Source organism: Macellibacteroides sp. (assembly GCF_050251695.1).
GTDB classification, from domain to species: domain Bacteria; phylum Bacteroidota; class Bacteroidia; order Bacteroidales; family Tannerellaceae; genus Macellibacteroides; species Macellibacteroides fermentans.
Window position 1 is genome coordinate 1 of record NZ_JBFWMI010000040.1, and the last position, 22,597, is coordinate 22,597.

The following is a 22,597-nucleotide window of genomic DNA, read 5'->3' on the forward strand; positions in this document are numbered from 1 at the left end:
ATGACAGGCATACTGATTCCGGGCAATTAATTTGCTGTCAAACAAATTGGTTAATTGTAACTATAACTCTCCATTATTCCACTCCTTCCATTTTTCTTTTTATCTTTGCATCAAATAATCCAATCAGTATATGAATAAGATTAGCACATGTATCATCGCTTTAATCCTGGCAATCGGCTGCTCAGCTGTTCAGTCTCAAAACAACAAAACAACAGCTATCATAACCCACGAAAGAGACAGCAACCTATTTTACCATACTATCCAGCGGGGGGAAACGGTTTACTCCATTGCTACAATGTATGGTGTAAAGGTAAACGACATCTATAAACTGAATCCGGAAAGTAAGGAGGGAATTAAAGTCGGATTCAAATTAATGATTCCTCAGCTTGCCCCCGATGATAAAGGTAAATCCAATGGCGTAGCCAATTACTCCTTTCATACGATAAAAGCGAAAGAGACTCTTTATTCGGTATCAAGGTTATACACGGTTCCTGCCGATCAGATTGCAGATGCCAACCCTGGCTTATCTGCCGAGACCTTCTCCATCGGTAAAACCATACGTATTCCACGCAATCCACACGAAGAACCTTCGGTGGAACAGGTGCAGACTGTTACAAAGGATGTACCTTATACTATCCAGAAAAAAGAGACTTTGTTTAGAATAAGCAAAAAGTTTGATGTCTCCACTACCGAACTTATCAAGCGTAACCCATCGCTGAAAGATGGAGTAAAGGCAGGGGCTGTAATCTATATCCCGGTAAAGGAGGAGCAAAAGGTGCTTGTGTCGACCGAAATTACGGACGAAAAGGAGGTAAACGCATTGCTTTCCCGTAAAAAAGATTCTAAGAAACTTCCGGTGGTGAATGTATCCCTGTTGTTGCCGTTTATGACAGAAGAGGCCTACCCTTCGTCAAACACATCGCGGTTTATAGAATATTATGAAGGATTCCTGCTAGCGGTTGACAGTATGCGTAACCAGGGCTGCTCTATCAACCTGTCGGTTTTCGATACAGGAAACGGCACGGAGAAGATTAATGATATATTAAAGAATCCGGCGGTGAAGGAGGCCGACCTTCTGATAGGTGCTGTTCAGAACGAACAAATACATCCTGTGGCTAAGTTTGCGGAAAAGAACAAAATAAGATATGTCATTCCATTCACCTCCAAAAACGACGATGTGCTTTCCAATCCCTATGTGTTTCAGGTAAACACCCCTCAATCCTATCTGTATTCGAAAGCAGCACAGGCAGGGTGTGAGCTGTTCAAGAATTACAATATCATTATTCTGAAGGTTAATGATCCGCAGGACGATAAGAAAGAGTTTATACAGGAGTTAAAAACCGAACTGAAACAGAAGAAGGTTAGCTACAAGGAATACACATACAATGCGGAGACATTTGCTACAGAGATTGAATCGCAGTTTGTGACGGACAAACCCAATGTGATTATTCCTACATCGGGAACACTCAACGCATTGAATAAGATTAAGACTCCCTTGGTTACCATTTCCTCCAACAGGCCCGATTACCAGCTCACCTTGTTCGGATATCCGGAATGGCAGACCTACACACGCGATTGCCTGGAAGAGTTTTATGCATTGAATACCTATATATACAGCAACTTCTATGCAGACAATCTAAGCGACGGAGTAAAGAACTTTTATCAGAAGTATAAAACATGGTTCAGCAAGAACCCGATCAATACATTCCCCAAATACGGTATGCTTGGATTTGATACCGGAATGTATTTCTTCAAAGGGGTGTGGACCTATGGCTCGAATATGGAGAATAACCTGAAGAGAACGGGACATAACAGTATTCAGACCGGATTCAACTTTGAGAGGGTAAACAACTGGGGTGGATTTATCAATACCAACCTGTTTATTGTCCGTTACAATAAGGACTTTACCATCTCGCGCATACAATTAAACGAATTATAAACGTCCCTATACAACCTATACACAGGTAATGAATACGACAAGCTTGAAAAGAAGATTTTACGGATCTATGGCGGGGATACTGCTGACTGCCACATTGTTTTCGCAGGAAACATTCAAACCGGAGCTGGCTGTAGGCGCTTCGTTTGGTACTACATTCTCGTCCGTCAGCTTTACCCCGAAGGTTCAACAAGGGATGCTTATGGGATACACTGCCGGAGTTACGGCACGATACAATACAGAAAAGAATGTGGGATTGCAGGCAGAACTAAACTATGTGCAACAAGGTTGGAAGGAACAGTTTGATCTGAATCCGGAGTTTACCTACAGCCGTACAATCAACTACATAGAGTTACCAGTGTTCACCCATATCTATTTCGGGGGGAAGAATGCCAAGTTCTATATTAATCTTGGTCCGAAGATAGGCTACGCCCTTAACGAAAAGACCGAAAGCAATTTGGGTGACGCAACTCCGAATACGACAAACGACCAACATGATATGCCCATCGATAAGAAATTTGACTGGGGACTTTGTGGAGGTCCGGGACTGGAAATACGGACGGGTGTAGGTTATTTTCTGTTGGAAGGCAGGTATTATTATGCTTTAGGAGACATGTACAACAGCAAGAAGGCAGATATTTTTCCTAAATCGTCGGCACAGGTGCTTTCAGTAAAACTTACTTACCTGCTTCCTTTATTCAAATAAGCATCAATAAACAAACCATAAAATAGAAAGGGACCGATTCTGAATAAATCGGTCCCTTTCTATTTTATGATAGCGCTCGCTATTATCTTAATCTTTCCAATGATCTTACTAAAGCCTCGTCGGCACCGATGTTACGGATAGCCAGATAAGTAAGAATCAGATTAACCAGCGGAAATGCAAGGGCAATCTCAATTCCGAAATGGGTTGCCGAATACTTGCCATAGGTGATCCATACAAAAAAGCCAAATAACAGATAAAAACAGATCAACAGAATAGCATTGAATATGCAAAAACGGATCTGCAACATTCTTTTCTTGTACAAGAAAATGGTAATAAAAGGTAACAACGTACTGATTCCGGTAAGTACAGCCAGGCTCCAGGTATGGTATACTTGCTCACTTTGAGCATTTACTCCGGCATTTAACCCGAATATGTCGAATGTGAACAAGTCGGCTCCGGCTTGCATATTGGCCAACGGCAGAAAGAACAAAGCAAGGCCAAGCGCTGCAACAATAAATAAATAAACGGTTTGAATTCTTTGTAACATAATCGTATTATTTTAAACACAAAGGCCGATCCGCAAAGAATCAGCCTTTATGTTGAACGTTTCGTATTTCTTAGAAATTACTTTTTTCTTTGAGCGGATTTTTGTGATAAACTTTCCCGTCTTCATATTCCTGAGCTGCAATCAACGTAGGTTTAGGCAGCTTTTCATAGTAACGCGAAATTTCAATTTGCTCTCTGTTTTCAAAAACCTCTTCAAGATTATCGTTGTAAGAAGCAAATTCCTGAAGTTTCTTCTCCAAATCCTGCTTCATTTCAACACTAATCTGATTGGCTCTCTTACCAATTACCATCACAGTTTCGTATACATTACCTGTATCCTCCGACAATCTCATCATGTCGCGGGTGATCGTGTTTGTTGGAGCGTTAGACTTTCTGTAATCCATCTTTCTATTTATTGATTATAATCGTTAATACGCATCATTAATTCTCTTGCTGGCATAGTCGTAAAACTTCTTAACCTGTTTTACGTACTTACCTTCGGGATATTCATTCATGTAGTTATAATACTCGTCCACCACATCGCGGTAACGGCCCTGCAGCTTTTCTTCCACACTAACCATTGCCAGTTCGTATTTAGACTGTATCACATAATACATAAACTCTTCTCTGTATTTGGAGTATGGATAATTCTTCAACGCATTCTGAGCGGTAATTACCGACGATTGAAAATTATTACCCATATAAGTTCCTAAGTTATAATACAAACGGGTGGCAAGCAATTCCTTAAATGCCAGCTTTTCCTGCAACTCGAACATAATGTTCTGTGCCTCTTTAGCCCGTTCACTTTGCGGATAGTACTCCAGATAAAGCTGTAACTCGGCAATTGCCTTGTAAGTCTGGGTCTGATCCAGTCTGGGGTCCGGCGAATCCAGGTAAAGGCCATAACCCGAATAATAACGGGCCAACTCCGTGTACTCACCCTTTGGATACGTTGTATAATACGTATTGAAATACTGCGATGCCGTTAAATAATCCTTCTGACCGTAATAACTTTGCGCCAGCAGATAAAGCGACTCTTCCGCAGAAGCTGTTCCCTTGTAAATGGGTACCAGTTCTTCCAACAGGGTTGCCGACTTGGTAAATTCCTTCATATTGAAGTATTTCTTAGCATACGAATACTTAAGCTCGTAATCAGTACTCTTCAATATCTTGTTATACTCCCCGCAGGAAGAAAACAAGACTGCAATCATCATTATAAATAGAACCTTTTTCATTCACATACTTTTAGCGCGCAAAGTTAACTCAAAAGAGTTAATTTACGAAACACAAAACGTTAATAATTACAACTTATATAAATCACTTGCCGCTAAAAGCTCCAATTTGTTCGCTTTCAGCACTTCAGCACACTTTTCAACGTTATCCGGACGAATAATCACATTGGCTGCCTCACCTTGCGAAAAGGCATACATGTACTCGATAAAGATACCTTCTGAGGTGATTATATCCATAGCTTTAGCCAACGCTCCGGGCTGATTGGGGCAATGAAGGCACACCACATTGGCCACACTTACCGCATAGAGTTTATCACGAAGTACTTTAATCGCTTTGTCCGTATCCGAAACAATCAGACGAAGAATACCAAAATCCGAATTTTCAGCCACAGTAAAGGCAGACATGTTAACACCAGCTTCGCCAAGCAACTTGGCTACTTCGGTAAAACGGCCTTTTTTATTTTCCAAAAAAATAGACAACTGCTTAATTAACATAGTTCTTTATCATTTAGATTATAGCAACTTCCGGTTGTCGATAACACGTTTTGCTTTACCCTGGCTGCGTTCAATACTACGGGGCTCAACAATACGCACATCGGGAGTCAACCCGAGTACACTCTGCAAACGATGTGTTATCTTTTTCTTTAAAGCAAGCATTTTATTCATCTCGTCCGAATAAAACTCCTGCCTAACCTCCACCTGAACCTGCAACGAATCGGTATTGTTAACCCGATCCACCACCAACAGGTAATGAGGTTCAAATTCTTCAAGCTCCAATATAACAGATTCGACCTGAGAAGGAAATACATTCACACCTCTGATGATCAGCATATCGTCGCTTCTGCCCAGAATCCGGCTCATACGAACCGCGGTACGTCCACATTCGCAAACTTCATAATTCAATGAAGTAAGGTCTCTGGTACGGTAACGCAACATAGGCATCCCCTCTTTGGTAAGCGTAGTGAATACCAGTTCGCCCGGCTTACCCGGTTCTACGGGTTCAAGCGTTACGGGATCCACAATCTCGGGAAAGAAATGATCTTCCCATAAGTGGGTTCCGTTCTGGCTTTGACATTCGCATCCCACACCCGGACCGATAATTTCGGTAAGCCCATAAATATCGTAGGCCTTAATGCCCAGCTTCTCTTCGAGCTCCTTCCGCATATTCTCTGTCCACGGCTCAGCTCCAAAGATACCTGTTTTTAATTGAAATTCCTCTCTTTTGATACCAGAATCTTTAATTGCCTCTGCTAAAAAAAGCGCATACGAGGGAGTACAAGCCAAAGCCTTGGCTCCGAAGTCGTGCATCAGCTGAATTTGCTTCTGTGTATTTCCACTACTGATGGGGATAACGGTACCACCCAGGGTTTCTACTCCGTAGTGTAATCCGAGTCCCCCGGTAAACAGTCCGTAACCGTAGGAAACCTGCACCGAGTCGTTGCGCGTTAAACCGTAAGCACTCAGACAGCGGGCCACCACTTCGCCCCACACCGAAAGATCCTTGCGGGTATATCCTACCACGATAGGTTTACCGGTTGTTCCGGACGAGGCATGCAGCCGGACAATTTCCGACATGGGCACAGCCATTAATCCAAAGGGATAATTATCGCGTAAATCCTGTTTTACTGTAAAGGGTAGCTTAACGATATCATCGATAGAGTTGATATCTCCGGGAGTAATTCCTATTTCCTGCATCTTCTTGCGATAGAAGGGAGTGTTATGGTAAGCATGTTCAACGACACGCTTTAAACGTATGCCCTGAAGTTTACGCATGTCTTCCCTACCCATGCATTCGATTGTCTCATTCCAAATCATGATCGTATAGTGTTTTTGATAATTAGAAACAAATTAGCAACGCAAAGTAACAACTTTTTTTATTTTAATCCCATTCTGTTACTGATTAATTCCCTTTACCTTGCAAAAATTCGTATATTTGTATTCAAATTAAACAATAAAACAAACGCTTCTCAGCCAATGTCTTTCCGGAAGAACATAAGCCTGCTTTATCTCATAAAAGTCTCCAAATGGTTTACCCTTGTAATGCCCGTCATCGTTCTTTTTTACGAATCGAACGGTCTGGGACTGAAGGATGTTTTTATTCTGAAAAGCGTCTATTCCATGGCTGCAGTTATTCTGGAGATTCCATCGGGTTATCTGGCCGACGTATGGGGACGGCGTAAATGTCTGATCCTGGGTTGTATTCTCTACTTTGGCGGATACCTGAGCTACTCTTTTACTGACACATTTACTGCGTTCTTATTTGCAGAGATCTTGCTCGGAGTGGGACAAACACTGGTTAACGGGGCAGACTCGGCCCTATTATACGATACAACGGTAGAGCATAACAAGGAACCTCTCTACCTCCGGTACGAAGGACGCATCACAATGATTGGCAATTTTGCCGAAGCCTTTGCCGGTATTTTAGGCGGACTGCTGGCTGTGTATTCCCTTCGTTTACCATTTATCTTCCAGACCGCCATCGCCTTCATCGGTATTCCCGCCGCCATTGCCCTGAAGGAAGCAAAACAAAGAAACGTGATTAAGAGCCCTCTTCAAGAAATAGTCAAAATAATAAGATACTCGCTGTTCACCAACAAGCAGCTTTGCTACAACATTATGTACTCCGGTATCATCGGGGCGGCTACCCTCACCATGGCCTGGTTTGTACAACCATTGCTTATACACCTGAAGACTCCCACTTCGCTGTATGGAATAATCTGGACAGTCTTGAACCTCACCGTGGGCATTGCGGCACTGTATTCCGATAAAGTTGACCGGTTCTTCGGTGTGCGCAAAATGGGAATCATCATTTTATTCTTTATTGCCGGAGGCTACATTGCGCTGGCCTTTAATCTTTCTTACGTCGGACTTTTTGTTCTTTTTATCTTTTATATCTTCCGCGGATTCGCCACCCCGATCCTGAAAGGCTATATCAATCAGATGACACTTTCGGAAATGCGTGCCACGGTTCTCTCCATACGGAACTTCGTAATCCGACTTATGTTTGCGGCTATCGCCCCATTTATAGGATGGATGAATGATGTGTACTCGCTTCAAATCGCCTTGCTTACATCGGCGGCCATTATCTTTATACCCGGATTGCTGTTCCTAGTGCTTCAGTTTAAGGCAAATCCCCCAGTTCAATCTCCCTCCGAATAAAGCCGTTCAACCACCTTTTTTGTTTTCTCTTCGCTGTGGATTTTTGCAATCTCCATAGATACTTCCCTTGAATTAATCCACTTAATTTTATCAGGTACTGACAAGTACAAATAAATGCTTATGAATTACTGATAAGTATCCCACAAACAGCATCTTTGTCCGTATACTCTAACAATTTTCAATACGAGAAGCTAATCGTTGGACCATGGTCTACTTATTGTTGGACCTAGGTCAACATATCGTTGGACCATGGTTAAGATATCGTTGGACCCAGGTCCAACGATTAGTTCTTCGTTATGAAAAAAATAGATTACCGTACTCTTATCTGTTAGCCTCCGTTTGAAAGGTTCTAATGAATCGTTGGAGGGTTCTACAAAGAGGCACGGCTGGAGTAAACGTTTACAGAGTAGGTCGTGCCGCACACGAAGCAACAGCAAAAAGCACAAAGGAGAAATACTTATATAAACAAATGATAATAAGGAAAATACATAGTAAAGGCGCATTACATGGAAGGGGGCCAGCGTGAACCCTGAAATGTAGCAGAAACGTATATACTAGTTTTTTGAACTAAAAAGCGAGATAGGAAATCTTAATACATAGAGAGGGCCTCTTCGCAAAGGCCCTCTCTATAGGTTTTTAATAGGTATTAGTCTTTAAGGCAAAAAGATTGTTTAGGTTATCTGGACACAAAGATGAAGCATAATTAGAGACTAAACAAATAAAAAAGGATATTATAAAACATATTTTTAAGAAAATCTTAATTTATTTACAGCTCCTGTATTATTTTAACACTTCATCCTTTTTGTTTAACTAAATCAGGTCCAAATTAACGATATTAATAAAAAATTACAAAACTATATTATGGAATGTTTTTTTGTAAATTCTATTATTTCGTCTATATAACCGAATGCCAGTCCCGTTACAGTATCCGCACAGCCATAATATACGGCAATACGTTTAGATTCGGGATCGTGCAGAGCAGCACAAGGGAATACAACGTTAGGAACATCACCCATACATTCGTAATCCTTCTGCGGAGACAACAGGTAAGGTCCGGAACGGAATTTCACTTTCCAGGGCTGATCAAGATCCAACAATGCAGAACCGAAACTATAAACAAAGCCGTTACATGAATGCAACACTCCGTGATAGATAAGCAACCACCCTTCGGAGGTCTCGATGGGTATTGGTCCCGCACCAATCTTGGTACATTGCCATGCACTGTCTTCAAATGGAGCAGGAGACATTACATGACGGTGTTTACCCCAGAAGCACATATCCGGCGATTCACTGTAAAATATATCGCCGAAAGGTGTATGACCGTTATCGCTGGGTCTGCTAAGCATGGCATAATTTCCGTTTATTTTGCGGGGAAACATTACACCGTTGCGGTTAAAAGGCAGGTATGCGTTTTCAAGCTGGTGGAACGTTTCGAAATCGAAGGTATAAGCCACCCCAATCGTGGGACCATGATATCCGTTACACCAGGTAACATAATAGCGGTCTTCAATGAAACACACGCGTGGATCGTAGGCATATACAAAATTACCGATCTCCTGGTCGTCGCAAACAAATTCAAGTTTGGTCTCTTTGATATCCCAATGAATGGCATCTTTACTGAAACCTACATGCAGACGCATACGGCGGTTGGTATCGTCGCAACGAAACACGCCGGCATATCCATCTTTAAAAGGAACAACGGCGCTATTGAAAACGCTGTTGGAGGTAGGTATGATATTGCGGGGGATCACCGGGTTTTTAGAAAAACGCCACATCACCTCCTTGCATCCCTGGGGACGATCCTCCCAGGGCATTCCGGGCAACGAATCTCCTTTGATGATTAAATCTGACTTGCTCATACTTCTTTTTGCTTTTTATTTAACTAATTCAGAGTCCTCTTTATCTAAGTCCAACGTGCTCATAAGCGCATTGTATTCTTTTTCTTCACGATCCATCTTATCATACCAATTCTTTTTCAGAATCAGGGTGGTGATAACAAGTATCACAATAGATGTAAACAAGGGGAATCCCTCTTTTATAACAATATACATCGGTATAATGGTAAGACAACTTTGCCAGATAATACCAACGGCCACATTAAACATATCCCGTTTGAAGTTCCGGTTTCTGGTAACCTGCGGGTATTTTTCCATAGCCTTACGGGCAACCGGTCCCCAAAATCCCCACGGACGTACGCGGATATAGAAATTTATCAGCGTCTTTTCGTCGGTTGGAGCCGACAATAACGTACCTATTATACACCCTACAAAGGAAATAACCATCAGTACCGGGAAATAATACAAGGGTAACGTATTTGGGAAAAACAAAGGAACAACCATCGCTGCCAGAATACCGGCAAGCATTCCCCAGAAGTAACCCGTACCGTTAAAGCGCCACCAATGCCACTTCAAAAAATTGGCTGCGATATATCCACCGTACAACGCCGAAACAATCCACTGAAGTACCGAATTTATATTCAGCACAAAGAAACCGATAACGGTGCTGATTACAACAACCAGAGCCGAAATGAGGTAACTTGCGCGTATCTGCGTCTGGGCTGATGCCTTGGGATTGATATATTTAAGGTACACATCATTAACCAGATAAGCCGGAGCCGCATTAACCGTAGAGGCGAAAGTAGACATAAATGCAGCCAGCAAGCCAGCCAACAACAGTCCGGCCAAGCCTACCGGAACAAATTGTCCGATTGCACGTGGAAGAATCGTCTCGAAATCGACTGCCGATCCCATAGCCCTGAAGTCTTCGCTAAAGAAAACAATGGCAAGCACGGCAAAACCCATAATCATGAGGTAACGCGGAATCAACAGGATTACCGGAACGGAACCGCTCATAAGAGCCGCCTCTTTCGGAGACTTACAAGCCAGGATCTTTTGCATGTCGTAATTGGGTGCAGGACCAGCCATACTTAGGAAGACGCCTTTGAAAAGCATCATCATCACAAATATTGTAAACAAGCTGTATTGATCAGCAGCAATTTTGTCCATTGCTACAGGCAACAGATTGCTCCAGTCCAGATCCAGCGTCCAGCCAAAGAAAGGAGAATCCCATCCAGCCGGCACATGGGCGGCAAGCATCTCGGGCGTAACGTTCGTCATTGCGATAACAGCAATCACCACACCGGCAACCGTCATTATACCAAATTGCACCACGTCTGTCCATACAATACTCAACATCCCCCCCAACATTACATAAAGTGTAGCAATGGTAGTGAAGAAGATACCGTAAACGTGGGGCACATACTGCGGAGCCACGTCGAAAGGCACATACTGCGACACCACTTCCCACGGGAAGAATATCTCCATAAACTTACCTATCCCGATAAACCCGTAACTTAAAAATCCCAGTACACCTATTACAGCATAAAGAACTACAATGGTATGCGAGAGATTGGCGCCCCTTCCATAACCAAAGCGCGTACGGATCCACTCGGCTCCGGTGAGCACATTGGAACGGCGAAGCCAAACCGACAGGTAGATCATTAAAAATATCTGATTAAACACCGGCCAGAGCCAGGGAATCCAAAGGCTCTTAAGACCATACACAAAGGCCAGATACACCATCCACATGGTTCCGGAGATGTCAAACATACCGGAAGCATTGGAGAGACCTAACATATAAAACGGAAGAGTCTTACCTCCCAGAAAGTAAGAATCGAGATTTTTGGAAGCTTTCTTCTTCAGCAGAAGTCCGATGACAATCATAATCACCAGATAAGCTGCGATGATAAGCACGTCCACTAACTGTAATTTCATGGTATACTCAATTTGTTAACGTAAAAACGTTCAAAGATAGAAAAAATATCAATTAAAAGGATAGATAGCAGAGATCATCCCTGTCTCCTGATAACCGGTAAGCGACCAGATCATCTTTCCATTCTTATCCACCTCAATCAATTTGGGAGTACCTTCTGCCTGCTCGCGGTTGTGTCCCTGCCAGTTACAGATAAATAGTCCGCCCCCATCAACAGGGAAGAGTTCGGCTACAAACGAAAGCGGTGCACCTTCAATCTGTTTCTCCTCAACCACACGCACAATCGTTTCTTTTTCGTAATCAAGTTCGATGTACTGATGGGCATCACCACAGGCAACCAATAAATTTCCGTTACGAAGAGTAACAGTCGAGAAAGGGTTTCCGGGCACCTTAACTGTTTTAATCAGTTTACCCTGAGGTGATACCTCACGGACGTCGGATGTAGCAAATACCGGAATCAGGTAATTCCCTTTTTTATTTTTGCTTACCTGACGGAATTGGGCATGCACCTGTTCCACACCTGTTTCATATTCGGTCTTCCGTATTGTCTTCCCTTTCTTGTCCACCTCAAGAATCGTAGCCGGTCGGCCGCACCATGCCAACAGATAATTCCCGTTGGGCAACACCTTGGCAGTCTGCATCTCTGCTCCCTCGGGAGCTGTTACATTCCATATTTCTTTCTTATCGCGGGTAATAAGCTTCGCTCCTTTACTGTAGGAAAACAGCACATCGCCTTGCTTTGTTACGGCGACAGAATTACACTCCCAGCCTTTTTCCAAAGGATACTCCCACTCTATTTTTTTAGTTTCTTTGTCTAGTATGGCGATTTTGTTCCAACCCGATCCACCGATCAGCAACTTGGGACTCTTATTTTTGAACGAAAAAAACAATACTGATAAGGCTGCCAGGACGGTCAGCATATAAATTCGGTTCATCATTTTAAATGGTATTAATATGGTATAGAATACTAAGTAAGCAAGTGGCATAAAATAAGAAGGGTGCCAACATACGGTGACACCCTCCAAAGTTAATTAGTCGGCAAGATCATTAAACATTTCAAAAGCTTGTTCGGTAGTAAGTCCTTCATGAACCACGCCTCGCACGGCGCGAATCATGGCTACCGGCTTTTCGCTTTGGAAAACATTCCTACCCATATCTACTCCGGCAGCACCTTCATTGATAGCCCGGTAACATAAATCCAAGGCCTCTTTTTCGGGTAACTTCTTTCCTCCGGCTATCACGATGGGAACCGGACAGGCATTAATAACCTTCGCAAAGTCCTGCTCGGTATAGTAAGTCTTTACAAAAGTCGCCCCGTTTTCGGCACAGATACGCGCTGCAGTCGCAAAATAGCGGGCATCGCGGGTCATCTGCTTACCAACAGCCGTAACCCCCATGGTAGGGATACCGTATGTATAACCGTAGTCGGCCGTACGAACCAGATTTTCGATGGTTTTAGCTTCGTAGGTATCCCCAATGGAAACCATAACTGCCAGTGCCGAAGCATTCAGGCGGATTGCATCTTTAATATCGAGTATACATTCATTGTTTAATTCGGTAAGCACGGAAGTGCCTGCAGAATAGCGCAAACAAACCGGTTTATTGCATACAGGAGGAACAACCGACCGCAATGCACCTCTGGAACACATCAGTGAATCGGCATATTCGATAAGCGGAACGATCGACAAATCAAGTCTTTCGAGTCCTGATGTAGGGCCCATGATGTATCCGTGATCAAAAGCCAACATCACCGTGCGGCCCGTTTCGGGATTAAATATCCGGCTCATTCTGTCTTTAATTCCCCAGTCACAATGATCCAGTCCTTTTAAAAAGAAGGATTGCTTTTGCACAGGAATTCCAATTCCATAATCTTTGTCTTTGTTGGCAATGATGCCATCTAAATCTGCCATTTTCTTTTCTTTATAATAATAGTTGAACTCACACTGCCTCTGCAAACGAAGCAAACATACAAGACCACGAAGTTGCACCCGAATCGGCATACCCGATGGATTGTTCGCCGTAATTGCGTGCCCTGCCAAAGTTGGCCTTCATCTGAACTGTAGATTGGGCTCCTTGCAAAGCCGCCTCAGCTGCTGCAACAAGCAATTCTTTTATATCCTGAGATGTTGATGCCTGCATGGCTTCGACCGCCGGGATCAATGCATCCATCATCGTCTTGTCACCCTTCTGAGCTTTCGTCTGCTTCCGTACATTTTCCAGTCCTCCGGCAAACATAGCTTTCATAGCGCCGGCATCCAGAGAAGTTCCGGCAGAATAATCGCTCATTCCCAGAAAGAAAGCGCCAAGCAGGGTGCTGGTTGAACCGCTTGTCTGTAACATTACGGCAAAGCCCATATCGTTCAGCATCGATTTGAATTCGGTTCCCTTTTCAAGCGGATCCATCACACAAGAGAGAGCTGTAACAATTGCGGTACCATGATCGCCGTCGCCAATAACCGCATCGAGCTTTGAAAACTCATCTTCCCTGAGCTTTACATGCATTAGCGCATTGCGCATCATTGCTTTAAAAATATCTATAGATAATACGTCCATGGTTTATTTGCCTATTGTAACCCAGTAAGGTGCATCTGCACGTTTGTTTTTTAAGTAATCGATATGATCTGCATCCAGTTTGGCGATGATCATCTGGAAACCTGCCTGTTCCTGTACCGTAAGGATTTCCTGAATGCGACCTTCGCATACTTCAAAGCCCTTTTCTTCAAGAACCATACAAGCTTTGCGGTAAACGATGCTTAATTCCATGTGGGTGGTAGCACCTACACCGTTTATAATAAGCAGCATCTTATCTCCTGCTGCAGGTTTCAACTGTTGCAGCAAAAGATCTACCATCTGTGCTGCGGTTTCATCTGCCGAAACCAAAGGCTGACGTCCGCCGCCGCCTTCGCCATGCTGACCCATACCGATTTCCATGATACCTTCGGGCAGGTCGGTAATAATTCCATTGTTTTGAGGGTGCGTACACGAGCGCATAGCAACTGCAAGGGTAGCTACATTCTGAGAGAAACGCTCACCGATCTCAAGCAATTCATCCAATGATTTCCCTTCCTCGGCAGCAGCACCTATAATCTTAAACAAAGGAACGCAACCAGCCAGACCGCGACGATCTTCATCCGGTGCACCGATACCGGCACTTATATCATCGTGTGTAAGCAGTTTCTTTACTTTGATACCCATCCGTTCGGCCAGCTGGCAAGCCATGTTGGCACTCATCACATCGCCGGAGTGGTTCAACACTACCAACAATATTCCGGCCTCTCTTTTAAACAGCTGCAATGCCTGAAAAAGTCGCTGTGCACCCGGAGCGGCAAAGATATCGCCTACTACAGAGCAATCTAACATACCTTCGCCTACGAATCCGCTTAAAGCCGGTTCGTGTCCGGAACCTCCCAAAGTAACAATCGCCACCTTATCTTCGCTTTTAGGTGTTGCGCGTACTACAATGTTCTCGCCGGCTAAAGCTACTTTATCTTTATAAGCCATTACATATCCTTCCAACAGTTCCGAGGTAATCTGTTCCGGATTATTTATGAATTTTATTTTAGTTGCTGACATTTTATTATTCTCCTTTTTGTTTCTTGTTTATCTAATTTCCATTAATTCGATAGCAACACCCTCTTCTTCAATAAAAGCAATGGTAAGGTGTTCGTCGCATACGGCCGGACCAAATATTACTTTTTGTCCTTCCAGTGCTGTAGTCAGGCAAGGTACCGTATAGGCAATATGAGCCGTTGTCTGTACCAGTTCGGGAAGGCACGAACCTTCTTCGAATTTCAGGAACTCAATCTTGTTCTCACTGTTGCTGATATCGGTCAGCCACACCTTCAGTCCTTCGTTTAATGTTGCGTCTTCTCTGATGTAATTTACAGGAACGCCAAAATGATGCAATGTTCTCATGATAATAAGGTTTAAATACGTATTATGATAATTAGAATTTATATTCGACAGGATACAATATGGACTTTTGTAGTACTAATTTCCGGATTAAAATCTATACTTTCTGAAGCATATATAGGACCGTATGCCAAGCAGAACAACTACAGCCAAAATAATATACAGGTAGATGAAAATACCATGAATATTATCGTTCTGACCATAAGAATGCATACCGCTAAGCAGGTAATTCACCCCGAAAAAGGTCATCATCACAGATGCAAAGGCTATAACGGAACCCATGTTAAGCGCCCATGCATTCTTACATGCCTTTATCATCCGCATGTGCAAGACGATCGCATAGATCACCACTGTAATTAATGCCCAGGTTTCTTTAGGATCCCATCCCCAATAACGGCCCCACGATTCGTTCGCCCACACAGCTCCCAGGAATGTACCTATGGTCATTAAGGTTAAACCAATCCAAAGAGACATTTCATTAACAAGGGATAATTCCCCCACTCTTGCCTTTATCACTTTGGCAGGTTTGCCTTTTCCAAAGTTCATAAGCACCAGATTAGTCAGCCCGATAAGGAAACTGATACCGAAGAATCCGTATGCTGCCACTATAACAGCCACATGAATCATAAGCCAGGGTGATTTGAGTACAGGAACAAGCGGATTAATCTCCGGATCCATCCAGTTAAGGCTGGACACAAATAATATTATTCCACCGAAAAGAGTAGCCAATGCAAACGTGAGTGAACTTCGTCTGCCGAACAGAATTCCTGCCAGCACCGTAGCCCAGGCTACATACACCATGGTTTCGTAGGAGTTTGACCACGGCGCATATCCTCCGATATACCATCTGAGCCCCATTCCGTACATATGGTAGACAAAGGCAGCAAGCACCAGAAGCATCAAACCTTTCAGGGTGTATTGCAGCCATTTACGCTGTTTAAACAGTGTTACGAAAGAAAAGACAAGGAGTAATCCTCCTAAAATAAGGTAGAATATTTTTGTAAAGCGAAAAACCTGTTGCTTGTTATATTTAATTTCGGATGCCAGCTTTTCATGATCAATAATCAGGGTTCCCGATTTTGCATCCTGATAAGTCGCAATCATACCTAATACTTCGTTGGCTTTGGTCCAGTCGGCCGACTTAAGCGCAGTTTGTACTTCGCTTATATACCAGTCCATCACACGCGACACAAACATGGAATCCTTACCGGCAAAAACCGACAGATCGTCTCCCGATGCATACCATGTATGGTTGGGGTCATCTTCCTTAGGAAACAGATTCAACATTTGCCCGTTAATCAGCTGATGCATGATGTTGACCTGTTCATCCAGTTTTAGTAAGTCTTTATCAAAGCGGGATCGCTCGTTGGGCATTTTATTGTAAGCTCCTTCTACACCTTCCTGTAGTTTGTAATTTCCATTGGAATCAAACATTTCAATATAGGCACTCTGACCTTCTGTCAGATTATAGAATCCTGCTAATTCACTATTAGATATAGCTATCAGGGGAACCCGCATCCACATATCGGGCATGGCTAACAAACTAAGCAGAAACTGATCGGAATTAAGAGAGCCTATCTTATCCGACTTGTGTAATTTGCGTAATATCTCTGAAGAGAAGGTATTGACAGGAATCATTCTTCCATTGGATGATTGAACAGGTAAAGCTCCGAACTTGTCTGCATGCTCCGTACTAACTGCAAACTTCTGAACGGCTTCAATCATGGGATTCTCTTTACTTTGGGCGTTTGTGGTAAGGGAGAAGCATAGTAAAACTAAAAGCGTGAGTTCTTTTTTATTGGAATCAATCAATTCTCTTAAACGGCGGTTTAATTTCATAAAACGGGAATTTCTGGTAACCAGACTTAAAACAAGGCCGATCAACAAAAAGATGTAACCTGTATAGGTTATATTTCGGCCGGCAACATCACGGTTTACCGATAGAACGGTACCCTGTTCATCGGCATCAAAAGAGGCCTGAAAGAAGCGATAGCCCTTCAGGTCCAACACATTATTCATATAAATCCGTTCGTGACGGGTCTTACCATCCACATGCACAAGCAACTCGCTCTCGTAAGACGAGGGGCTGGATGAACCGGGATAGCGGTGTAAGTTAAACTTCACTAGTTCAAGCGTAAAGGGAAGGGTATGAAATGAGGTAGATTGCGAAGTACGGACAGCCATTACGTTGGTGCTTTCGCCCTCCCGAATGTGGACAATGCCCTCTTCGCCAAACAAATGTGAAACAAGTGCACCAAACAGGATGACAATAAATGCCAGATGGGTGATCAGTCCGGCCCATTTCTTCTTTTTATACAACCCTTTCTTTATTGCCAGCGCTATAAAATTTACGACAAGCAAAAATTGCAATAAAAAGAACAATGGAGAATAATATATCATGGCTTTGGCTGCCAATGTTCCATGATACTTTTCAATAAATGTGGCTAAAGCCAACCCTCCGGCATATATCACCATTAAGACAATCGTTGTGACTGCAGAATTGAAAAACCCACTGAATGATACTTTCATTTGTTATGCGAATATAAAACCGGGTGGCAGCAGTTATACCGCCACCCGGCTGTTTATTTAATCTTCAATAATTACTCTGAAACCTACGTTATGAACGCGTTGCCACGGATAATAGGCTTTACGTTCGTAAGAAGTTGAGAATTTGGGACGATCGATGTATGAACCTCCTCTTACTACTTTGTATTCGGAAGAAACTTTTGATTTATCCTTGTAAGGATAGGGAACATAGGATGATCTGGTCCATTCCGCAATATTACCATGCATACTGAACAATCCAAAAGGATTGGCTTCGTAATTTTTGGAATCTGCCTGAATCATGTTTCCATCATCCACACTTTCCTCCTTAGGCAAGAAGCTATAGTACTTATACCAGGGATTCTCCTTGCTCATAGGCTGCGGATCAATTCCACTCACGGCCATTTTATTAAGCTGTGCATCGGCCATATTTTCTTTTTTACTGAAATCTGAATTCAGATTACCAAACCAGAAATCGCTTTCGCTTCCGGCACGGCATGCCCATTCCCATTGAGCTTCTGTCGGCAGAGTGATGGCAAGACCGGTCTTTTCACTCAATTGCTTGCAATAAGACATCGCATCCTCATAGCTTACCCTGATTACAGGTTGATATGGCAAGTTTGCGTCATATCCGGGACGAGTATGGTCTTTCCAGAACTGATCCACATAACGGCTATCATGTTCCGGGAAAATTACGTTGTATTGCGCATTGGTAACTTCTACCTCAGCCATCCAGAACGATTTTCCGATATTCACTTTAGAAGCCGGACGATGGTCCGCCGTACCTTTATTGCCTCCCATCACAAACTGACCGGCCGGTATACGGACAAAAGTCATTTTAATTCCCGGAGCCAATACAACCTCTTTCTTCAGTTGCTTTTCGTTGGCAAGCATCGTTTTGATCTGATCCATACCGAATGGCCAGCCTTTAACCTTAACCTCCTTTGTTTTAGCCGGAGTAACCTTCTCTGGCATTACAGGTTTGATTTCACCTTTACCTTTCAGGTATTCAGCATAAGAGGCGATTTCTGACTTCCAGTCTACACCGGCGTTATTATATTTGTCGGCCAACTCAATTCTACGGGCAATCTGGTCGAATCCATTCTGACGGGTAGCGTCAAACGAACCTTTATCCGGAGCATTGTAATCGATCCAGTTATACAGTGATTTCCATTCCGCATCCGTAAGTTTAACGTTATAATGTCCTTTTTTCAGGATACGGATCAATTCGCTGGTATTGGCATGATATTCGTAAGGCTGTAAAACAATCATATCCGCCTCGGGACCCTGACGGTGAACGTAGGGATGTAAATTCAGATACGATGTACCGTAACCACGCTTATCTTTTTTACCACCGCGTAAATCGAATGCCTTTTTCTCACCATTATGACAGGCGATACAAGCTCTGTCTAACACAGGTTGTACTTCCAGATCAAATGTGAACGAACGTACTCCGCCTTCGGGCAACTTCAGCTTAGCCGGAGCTTTTGAAGAGGCCATCACCTTTTTAGGCATCGGGATTTTATTCTGATCTTCGTGACATCCTACACACGAAACAACTTCACCGGGCATTCCGGTAAACCAGCTGCGCATCCATTGAACGGCACGTCCTTCGGCATCCAGGGGTTGAATTGAAACAGGTGTATTTGCCGGAATTTTAAACATTACTGATCCATCTTCTTCTACAGGAACCGTACCCAACAAACGCTTTATATCCCATCCACTCTGGATTCCCTGAGCTACGTGGTCTGATTGTGTTTGCAGGTAAGCATATTCGTATCCGTGAAGTCGCAAGGATTTAACGGTACCTCTGGGAACACCGCGCAGACCTTCGCCTTCATAGATATCCTGAATAAATACGGTAGATTCCTTTTCATTCAGTTTCACTCTATCTGGAATTGCCGGAGGCGTCACGGTTTCACGTACCAACATCGGACTAATAAAACCTTCACCTTCAAATTGTGCCAAACAGGTTACATTATCGAAAACGTCGACCAGGTAAATACCCCATAAAGCATTGGGATCCAGCTTTGCAGCCACTAAATAATAAGAATCGTCCAAAGGCATCGGCTTAACAAACTGAGGCCATACGCCATTTACCAGTTCGTCTTTAATTTCAGGGATAATCTGACGGTTCCGGTAAGGTATCTCCTGCAGCATACCTTCTACACCTTTTCTTGCTTTCGAAGGATCAAACAAAATGATCCTGCCCGAGCGGGCTACACCATGGTGACCGGAAATAATTCCTACAAAAGCGGATGAATGTCCGGGCAGGGGCTGAATATCGAATGTACTGTTCGGGAACATTGCTCCACTGCCAAACAAAGCCTTGTTTTCGGTACCATCCGGATTCATATGCATGATGATACGCGAGAAATAGTGCGTAAGATCCGTATATTCCCATCGGGTATACATTACACGTCCGTTGTGCATGATTACCGGATTCCAGTTCGCATCCTGATCGAAGGTTAGTCTGCGCAATCCTTTATCCTTAGGTGTGTACAAAACCATATTACCTACCGGATCGGCACCGCTTACGCATGGAACTCCCTGATAGCCGATATTTGAATTTGCAATAATCCTACCGTCGGGAAGATAGGTTCCGTCGTAAAATTCCAAATCAGGTTCAACAGTCTCAACCAAAGGCTTACAACCGGTTCCATCCAGCTTTACTTCGAAAACATTCCATCTTTTATCGGGCATGATTGAAGTGAACATCACTCTTTTTCCATCCCAGTGTAATTTTAGGTCGGCGATGGAAGCTGTAGTAGTAGGCTTGTAGACTGTCTTAAGCTTCAGATCTCCTCTTAAATTGGTAATTTCGACAATTTCTGCATCAAAGCCCATTCTTCTGGTAGACTGCTGGTTACTCCAGTTATTAGCCTGCGTACCTAAGTCGGGAGCCATGGCTTTACGTGCACCTAATCCCAATTTGAAGCGGGTAGCAATTACTTTATCGGCATCCAGCAACGGATTGCCAAGCAAAATAGCTCTTTTTAGAGAAATTGCTTTTTCTGCTTCGTTCACAGCCATCTCATTGCCCATGTAAATTCCTCCGAATCCTTTTTTAGTCAAAGATTCAAGTTCATTCATCATTGGCTGATATTTAGCTGTATCGAAACCTTTTCTTTTCTTCATGTCATTGAAAGCCAGACGAACCGCTTCCATATTCAGCCAGGATAACTCCGCCTGAATTTTAAGAATCTTATGCATTTGTTCATACAAAAGGAGATATTCCTTAATCTGAACATCCACGCTCTTACCTGATTCTATTTGCTTTGCCTTTTGCAGAAAATAAGCACTATTCTTCAGCTCGCCGGCCAATTTCAATACTACATCTTTCTCGAAAGAGGCATCGGTCGCCGAAAGCCAGTTTTCGGTTCCGTCCACGTAGGACGCAAAAGGTTGAAGATCGTTGGGAAAGCGAGACATCAATTGTCTGGCTTCTTCTTTTGGAAATACGTTGAGTACTCTAAAATAGACACTACCTACCGCAGATTGGTCGTCGATACCAACTTCGGCTTCAAAACGTACAAATTCTTTATTTAGGTCGAACACCATCACACCATTAGCATGACACAAAACCCCGTGTTCGTACTTTTCTCCTCCTATCGAAAGAGGAGCATTATAAAGGTTCTTGTTCTTAACAACCGGACCAGATCCTGATACGGCATACGAAGGATCCAGTTCGTCCAGCCACACCCGCGAACCGTCTTTCTTTACAAGACTAGCATTCGCCCATACTCCCCAATCCCAGTCGTTTCCGTCGGGACCGGCAGTGGTTACCAGAACCAGCTTGTCCTGACCGGCAAGAGAAGCCGTAATTGGTGCGGACTTCATATCTGCTTTCATCCAAACCGACTGAACAGGCATTTTTGCACTGTTCAGTTGCGATCGGATGGCTGCTTTTTGTTTTACTGCGGCGTCTATCCAGTTATCGGACTCCGTTTTTTTAGGAGCAGCCGATACTATAAATGATGCTGACAGAAAAAGTGTTATTAATTTATTAAAGTTAGCCATGCGTTTATTAATATGGTATTAGAATATCCGGATTATAATGAAGCCTTCGTGTTAGTAAAACGTAATCCGGCATTGTCGTGGTAAGAAGCCCATTCTGAAACTACAGCTCCGCCAGGTCCGGCAATAAGGAAATGGAACGTTTCAATTTTCTTCAGGTGAACAACTTCACCAGCTTGTTGAACTACGAAATTCTTGCTGGTAATAAATCCTTTCTGGCTTTCTGGCAAAGCTGGAGGATTGGGTGTTTCTTCACCAACGGCAGAGAAATTATAGCACATACCCTTCTGTACCATCCATGACTCAAATTTAGCAGGGAATTTGGTTTTCATGTGTGCATGTTCCGGAATCATCTGGCTTGGAAGCAGGTAAATCTCGTGAGCAAAATAACTATGCTCCTGATCATTCACCCAGAATATACCTCCCATACCCACATTCTCGAAATCGCCCAAACCAAAGTCGGTCACCCACATATCTTTTTCCATCAGCGGGGTGAATGGAACTCCGTAAAACTCGAACATGTCTTTAAATGCCTTCATGGCAACTTCCTGATCAAACTTGCCGTCTTTATAGAAATCGGCGTTGGTGTACTTTTTTGTGTAAGTCATTTCTTTATTCTTATTACAAACTGAATCTTTACTACAACATGTAGTATCTCCGGCACAAGACGTGTTGTCTTCCGATGTTTTACCTGTACAAGCAACCATGGAGCTGACTAAAAGTCCCACGGCAAGTGTTTTTAATTTAAATTCTGTTCTCATTTTCTTATAAATG

The 22,597-nt window shown here is 43.2% G+C and carries 18 protein-coding genes; 3 read left to right on the forward strand and 15 right to left on the reverse strand.

The features are described 5' to 3' along the window. Positions 1-130 precede the first annotated feature (130 nt). Together AB7E53_RS07690 and AB7E53_RS07695 are read left to right on the forward strand one after the other, a co-directional pair. A complete protein-coding gene (locus tag AB7E53_RS07690) occupies positions 131-1,939 on the forward strand; it encodes a PBP1 and LysM peptidoglycan-binding domain-containing protein (protein WP_446775036.1) in 1,809 nt (602 codons plus the stop codon). A 67-nt stretch (positions 1,940-2,006) separates the two neighbouring features. Further along, on the forward strand, positions 2,007-2,642 hold the full coding sequence (locus tag AB7E53_RS07695; protein ID WP_371690274.1) for a porin family protein: 636 nt from the start codon (positions 2,007-2,009) through the stop codon (positions 2,640-2,642). Positions 2,643-2,724: 82 nt separating this feature from the next. Here the strand turns inward: AB7E53_RS07695 and AB7E53_RS07700 are convergent, their stop codons facing one another. The 5 genes from AB7E53_RS07700 to AB7E53_RS07720 all read right to left on the reverse strand — a co-directional run bounded on the left by AB7E53_RS07700 (position 2,725) and on the right by AB7E53_RS07720 (position 6,235). Beyond that, the gene (locus tag AB7E53_RS07700; RefSeq protein WP_446775038.1) at positions 2,725-3,189 is read right to left on the reverse strand and encodes a DUF4293 domain-containing protein; all 465 of its coding nucleotides are present in this window, start codon (positions 3,187-3,189) and stop codon (positions 2,725-2,727) included. 70 nt (positions 3,190-3,259) lie between these two features. After that, positions 3,260-3,592, reverse strand: coding sequence for a DNA-directed RNA polymerase subunit omega (locus tag AB7E53_RS07705; RefSeq protein ID WP_179399382.1), 333 nt, complete (start codon positions 3,590-3,592; stop codon positions 3,260-3,262). A gap of 24 nt (positions 3,593-3,616) precedes the next feature. After that, on the reverse strand, positions 3,617-4,423 hold the full coding sequence (locus tag AB7E53_RS07710; RefSeq protein WP_079681983.1) for an outer membrane protein assembly factor BamD: 807 nt from the start codon (positions 4,421-4,423) through the stop codon (positions 3,617-3,619). A 66-nt stretch (positions 4,424-4,489) separates the two neighbouring features. Further along, positions 4,490-4,915: an amino acid-binding protein gene (locus AB7E53_RS07715; RefSeq protein ID WP_068178054.1), complete on the reverse strand. Its 426-nt coding sequence runs from the start codon at positions 4,913-4,915 to the stop codon at positions 4,490-4,492. 18 nt (positions 4,916-4,933) lie between these two features. Further along, entirely contained in the window at positions 4,934-6,235 is a 1,302-nt protein-coding gene (locus AB7E53_RS07720; RefSeq protein WP_446772998.1) for a phenylacetate--CoA ligase family protein, read from the reverse strand. A 159-nt stretch (positions 6,236-6,394) separates the two neighbouring features. Here AB7E53_RS07720 and AB7E53_RS07725 point away from each other — a divergent pair, with 159 nt between their 5' ends. Further along, complete coding sequence (locus AB7E53_RS07725) at positions 6,395-7,579, forward strand: MFS transporter (RefSeq protein WP_446775040.1); 1,185 nt, start codon at positions 6,395-6,397, stop codon at positions 7,577-7,579. Positions 7,580-8,433: 854 nt separating this feature from the next. Here AB7E53_RS07725 and AB7E53_RS07730 read toward each other — a convergent pair. The 10 genes from AB7E53_RS07730 to AB7E53_RS07775 form a co-directional block, all read right to left on the reverse strand. Continuing rightward, positions 8,434-9,438, reverse strand: a complete 1,005-nt coding sequence (locus AB7E53_RS07730) for a glycoside hydrolase family 130 protein (protein ID WP_179399380.1) — start codon at positions 9,436-9,438, stop codon at positions 8,434-8,436. 15 nt (positions 9,439-9,453) lie between these two features. Next, positions 9,454-11,352, reverse strand: a complete 1,899-nt coding sequence (locus AB7E53_RS07735) for a sodium:solute symporter family protein (protein ID WP_350457053.1) — start codon at positions 11,350-11,352, stop codon at positions 9,454-9,456. A 48-nt stretch (positions 11,353-11,400) separates the two neighbouring features. Next, the gene (locus AB7E53_RS07740; RefSeq protein ID WP_446771448.1) at positions 11,401-12,285 is read right to left on the reverse strand and encodes a beta-propeller domain-containing protein; all 885 of its coding nucleotides are present in this window, start codon (positions 12,283-12,285) and stop codon (positions 11,401-11,403) included. 96 nt (positions 12,286-12,381) lie between these two features. Then, positions 12,382-13,260 carry a 3-hydroxy-5-phosphonooxypentane-2,4-dione thiolase gene (gene lsrF / locus AB7E53_RS07745; protein WP_421467596.1) on the reverse strand — a complete coding sequence of 293 codons (879 nt, stop codon included), beginning with the start codon at positions 13,258-13,260 and terminating at the stop codon, positions 12,382-12,384. Positions 13,261-13,288: 28 nt separating this feature from the next. Next, positions 13,289-13,903, reverse strand: coding sequence for a DAK2 domain-containing protein (locus tag AB7E53_RS07750; RefSeq protein WP_371690110.1), 615 nt, complete (start codon positions 13,901-13,903; stop codon positions 13,289-13,291). A gap of 3 nt (positions 13,904-13,906) precedes the next feature. Beyond that, positions 13,907-14,923, reverse strand: a complete 1,017-nt coding sequence (locus tag AB7E53_RS07755; protein WP_179399376.1) for a dihydroxyacetone kinase subunit DhaK — start codon at positions 14,921-14,923, stop codon at positions 13,907-13,909. 27 nt (positions 14,924-14,950) lie between these two features. Beyond that, on the reverse strand, positions 14,951-15,265 hold the full coding sequence (locus AB7E53_RS07760; RefSeq protein ID WP_446775042.1) for a hypothetical protein: 315 nt from the start codon (positions 15,263-15,265) through the stop codon (positions 14,951-14,953). 87 nt (positions 15,266-15,352) lie between these two features. After that, positions 15,353-17,791 carry a cytochrome c biogenesis protein CcsA gene (ccsA, locus tag AB7E53_RS07765; protein WP_446772313.1) on the reverse strand — a complete coding sequence of 813 codons (2,439 nt, stop codon included), beginning with the start codon at positions 17,789-17,791 and terminating at the stop codon, positions 15,353-15,355. A gap of 57 nt (positions 17,792-17,848) precedes the next feature. Further along, a complete protein-coding gene (locus AB7E53_RS07770; RefSeq protein ID WP_446775045.1) occupies positions 17,849-21,826 on the reverse strand; it encodes an SUMF1/EgtB/PvdO family nonheme iron enzyme in 3,978 nt (1,325 codons plus the stop codon). 32 nt (positions 21,827-21,858) lie between these two features. Continuing rightward, complete coding sequence (locus tag AB7E53_RS07775) at positions 21,859-22,584, reverse strand: hypothetical protein (RefSeq protein WP_421467601.1); 726 nt, start codon at positions 22,582-22,584, stop codon at positions 21,859-21,861. Positions 22,585-22,597: the final 13 nt, after the last annotated feature.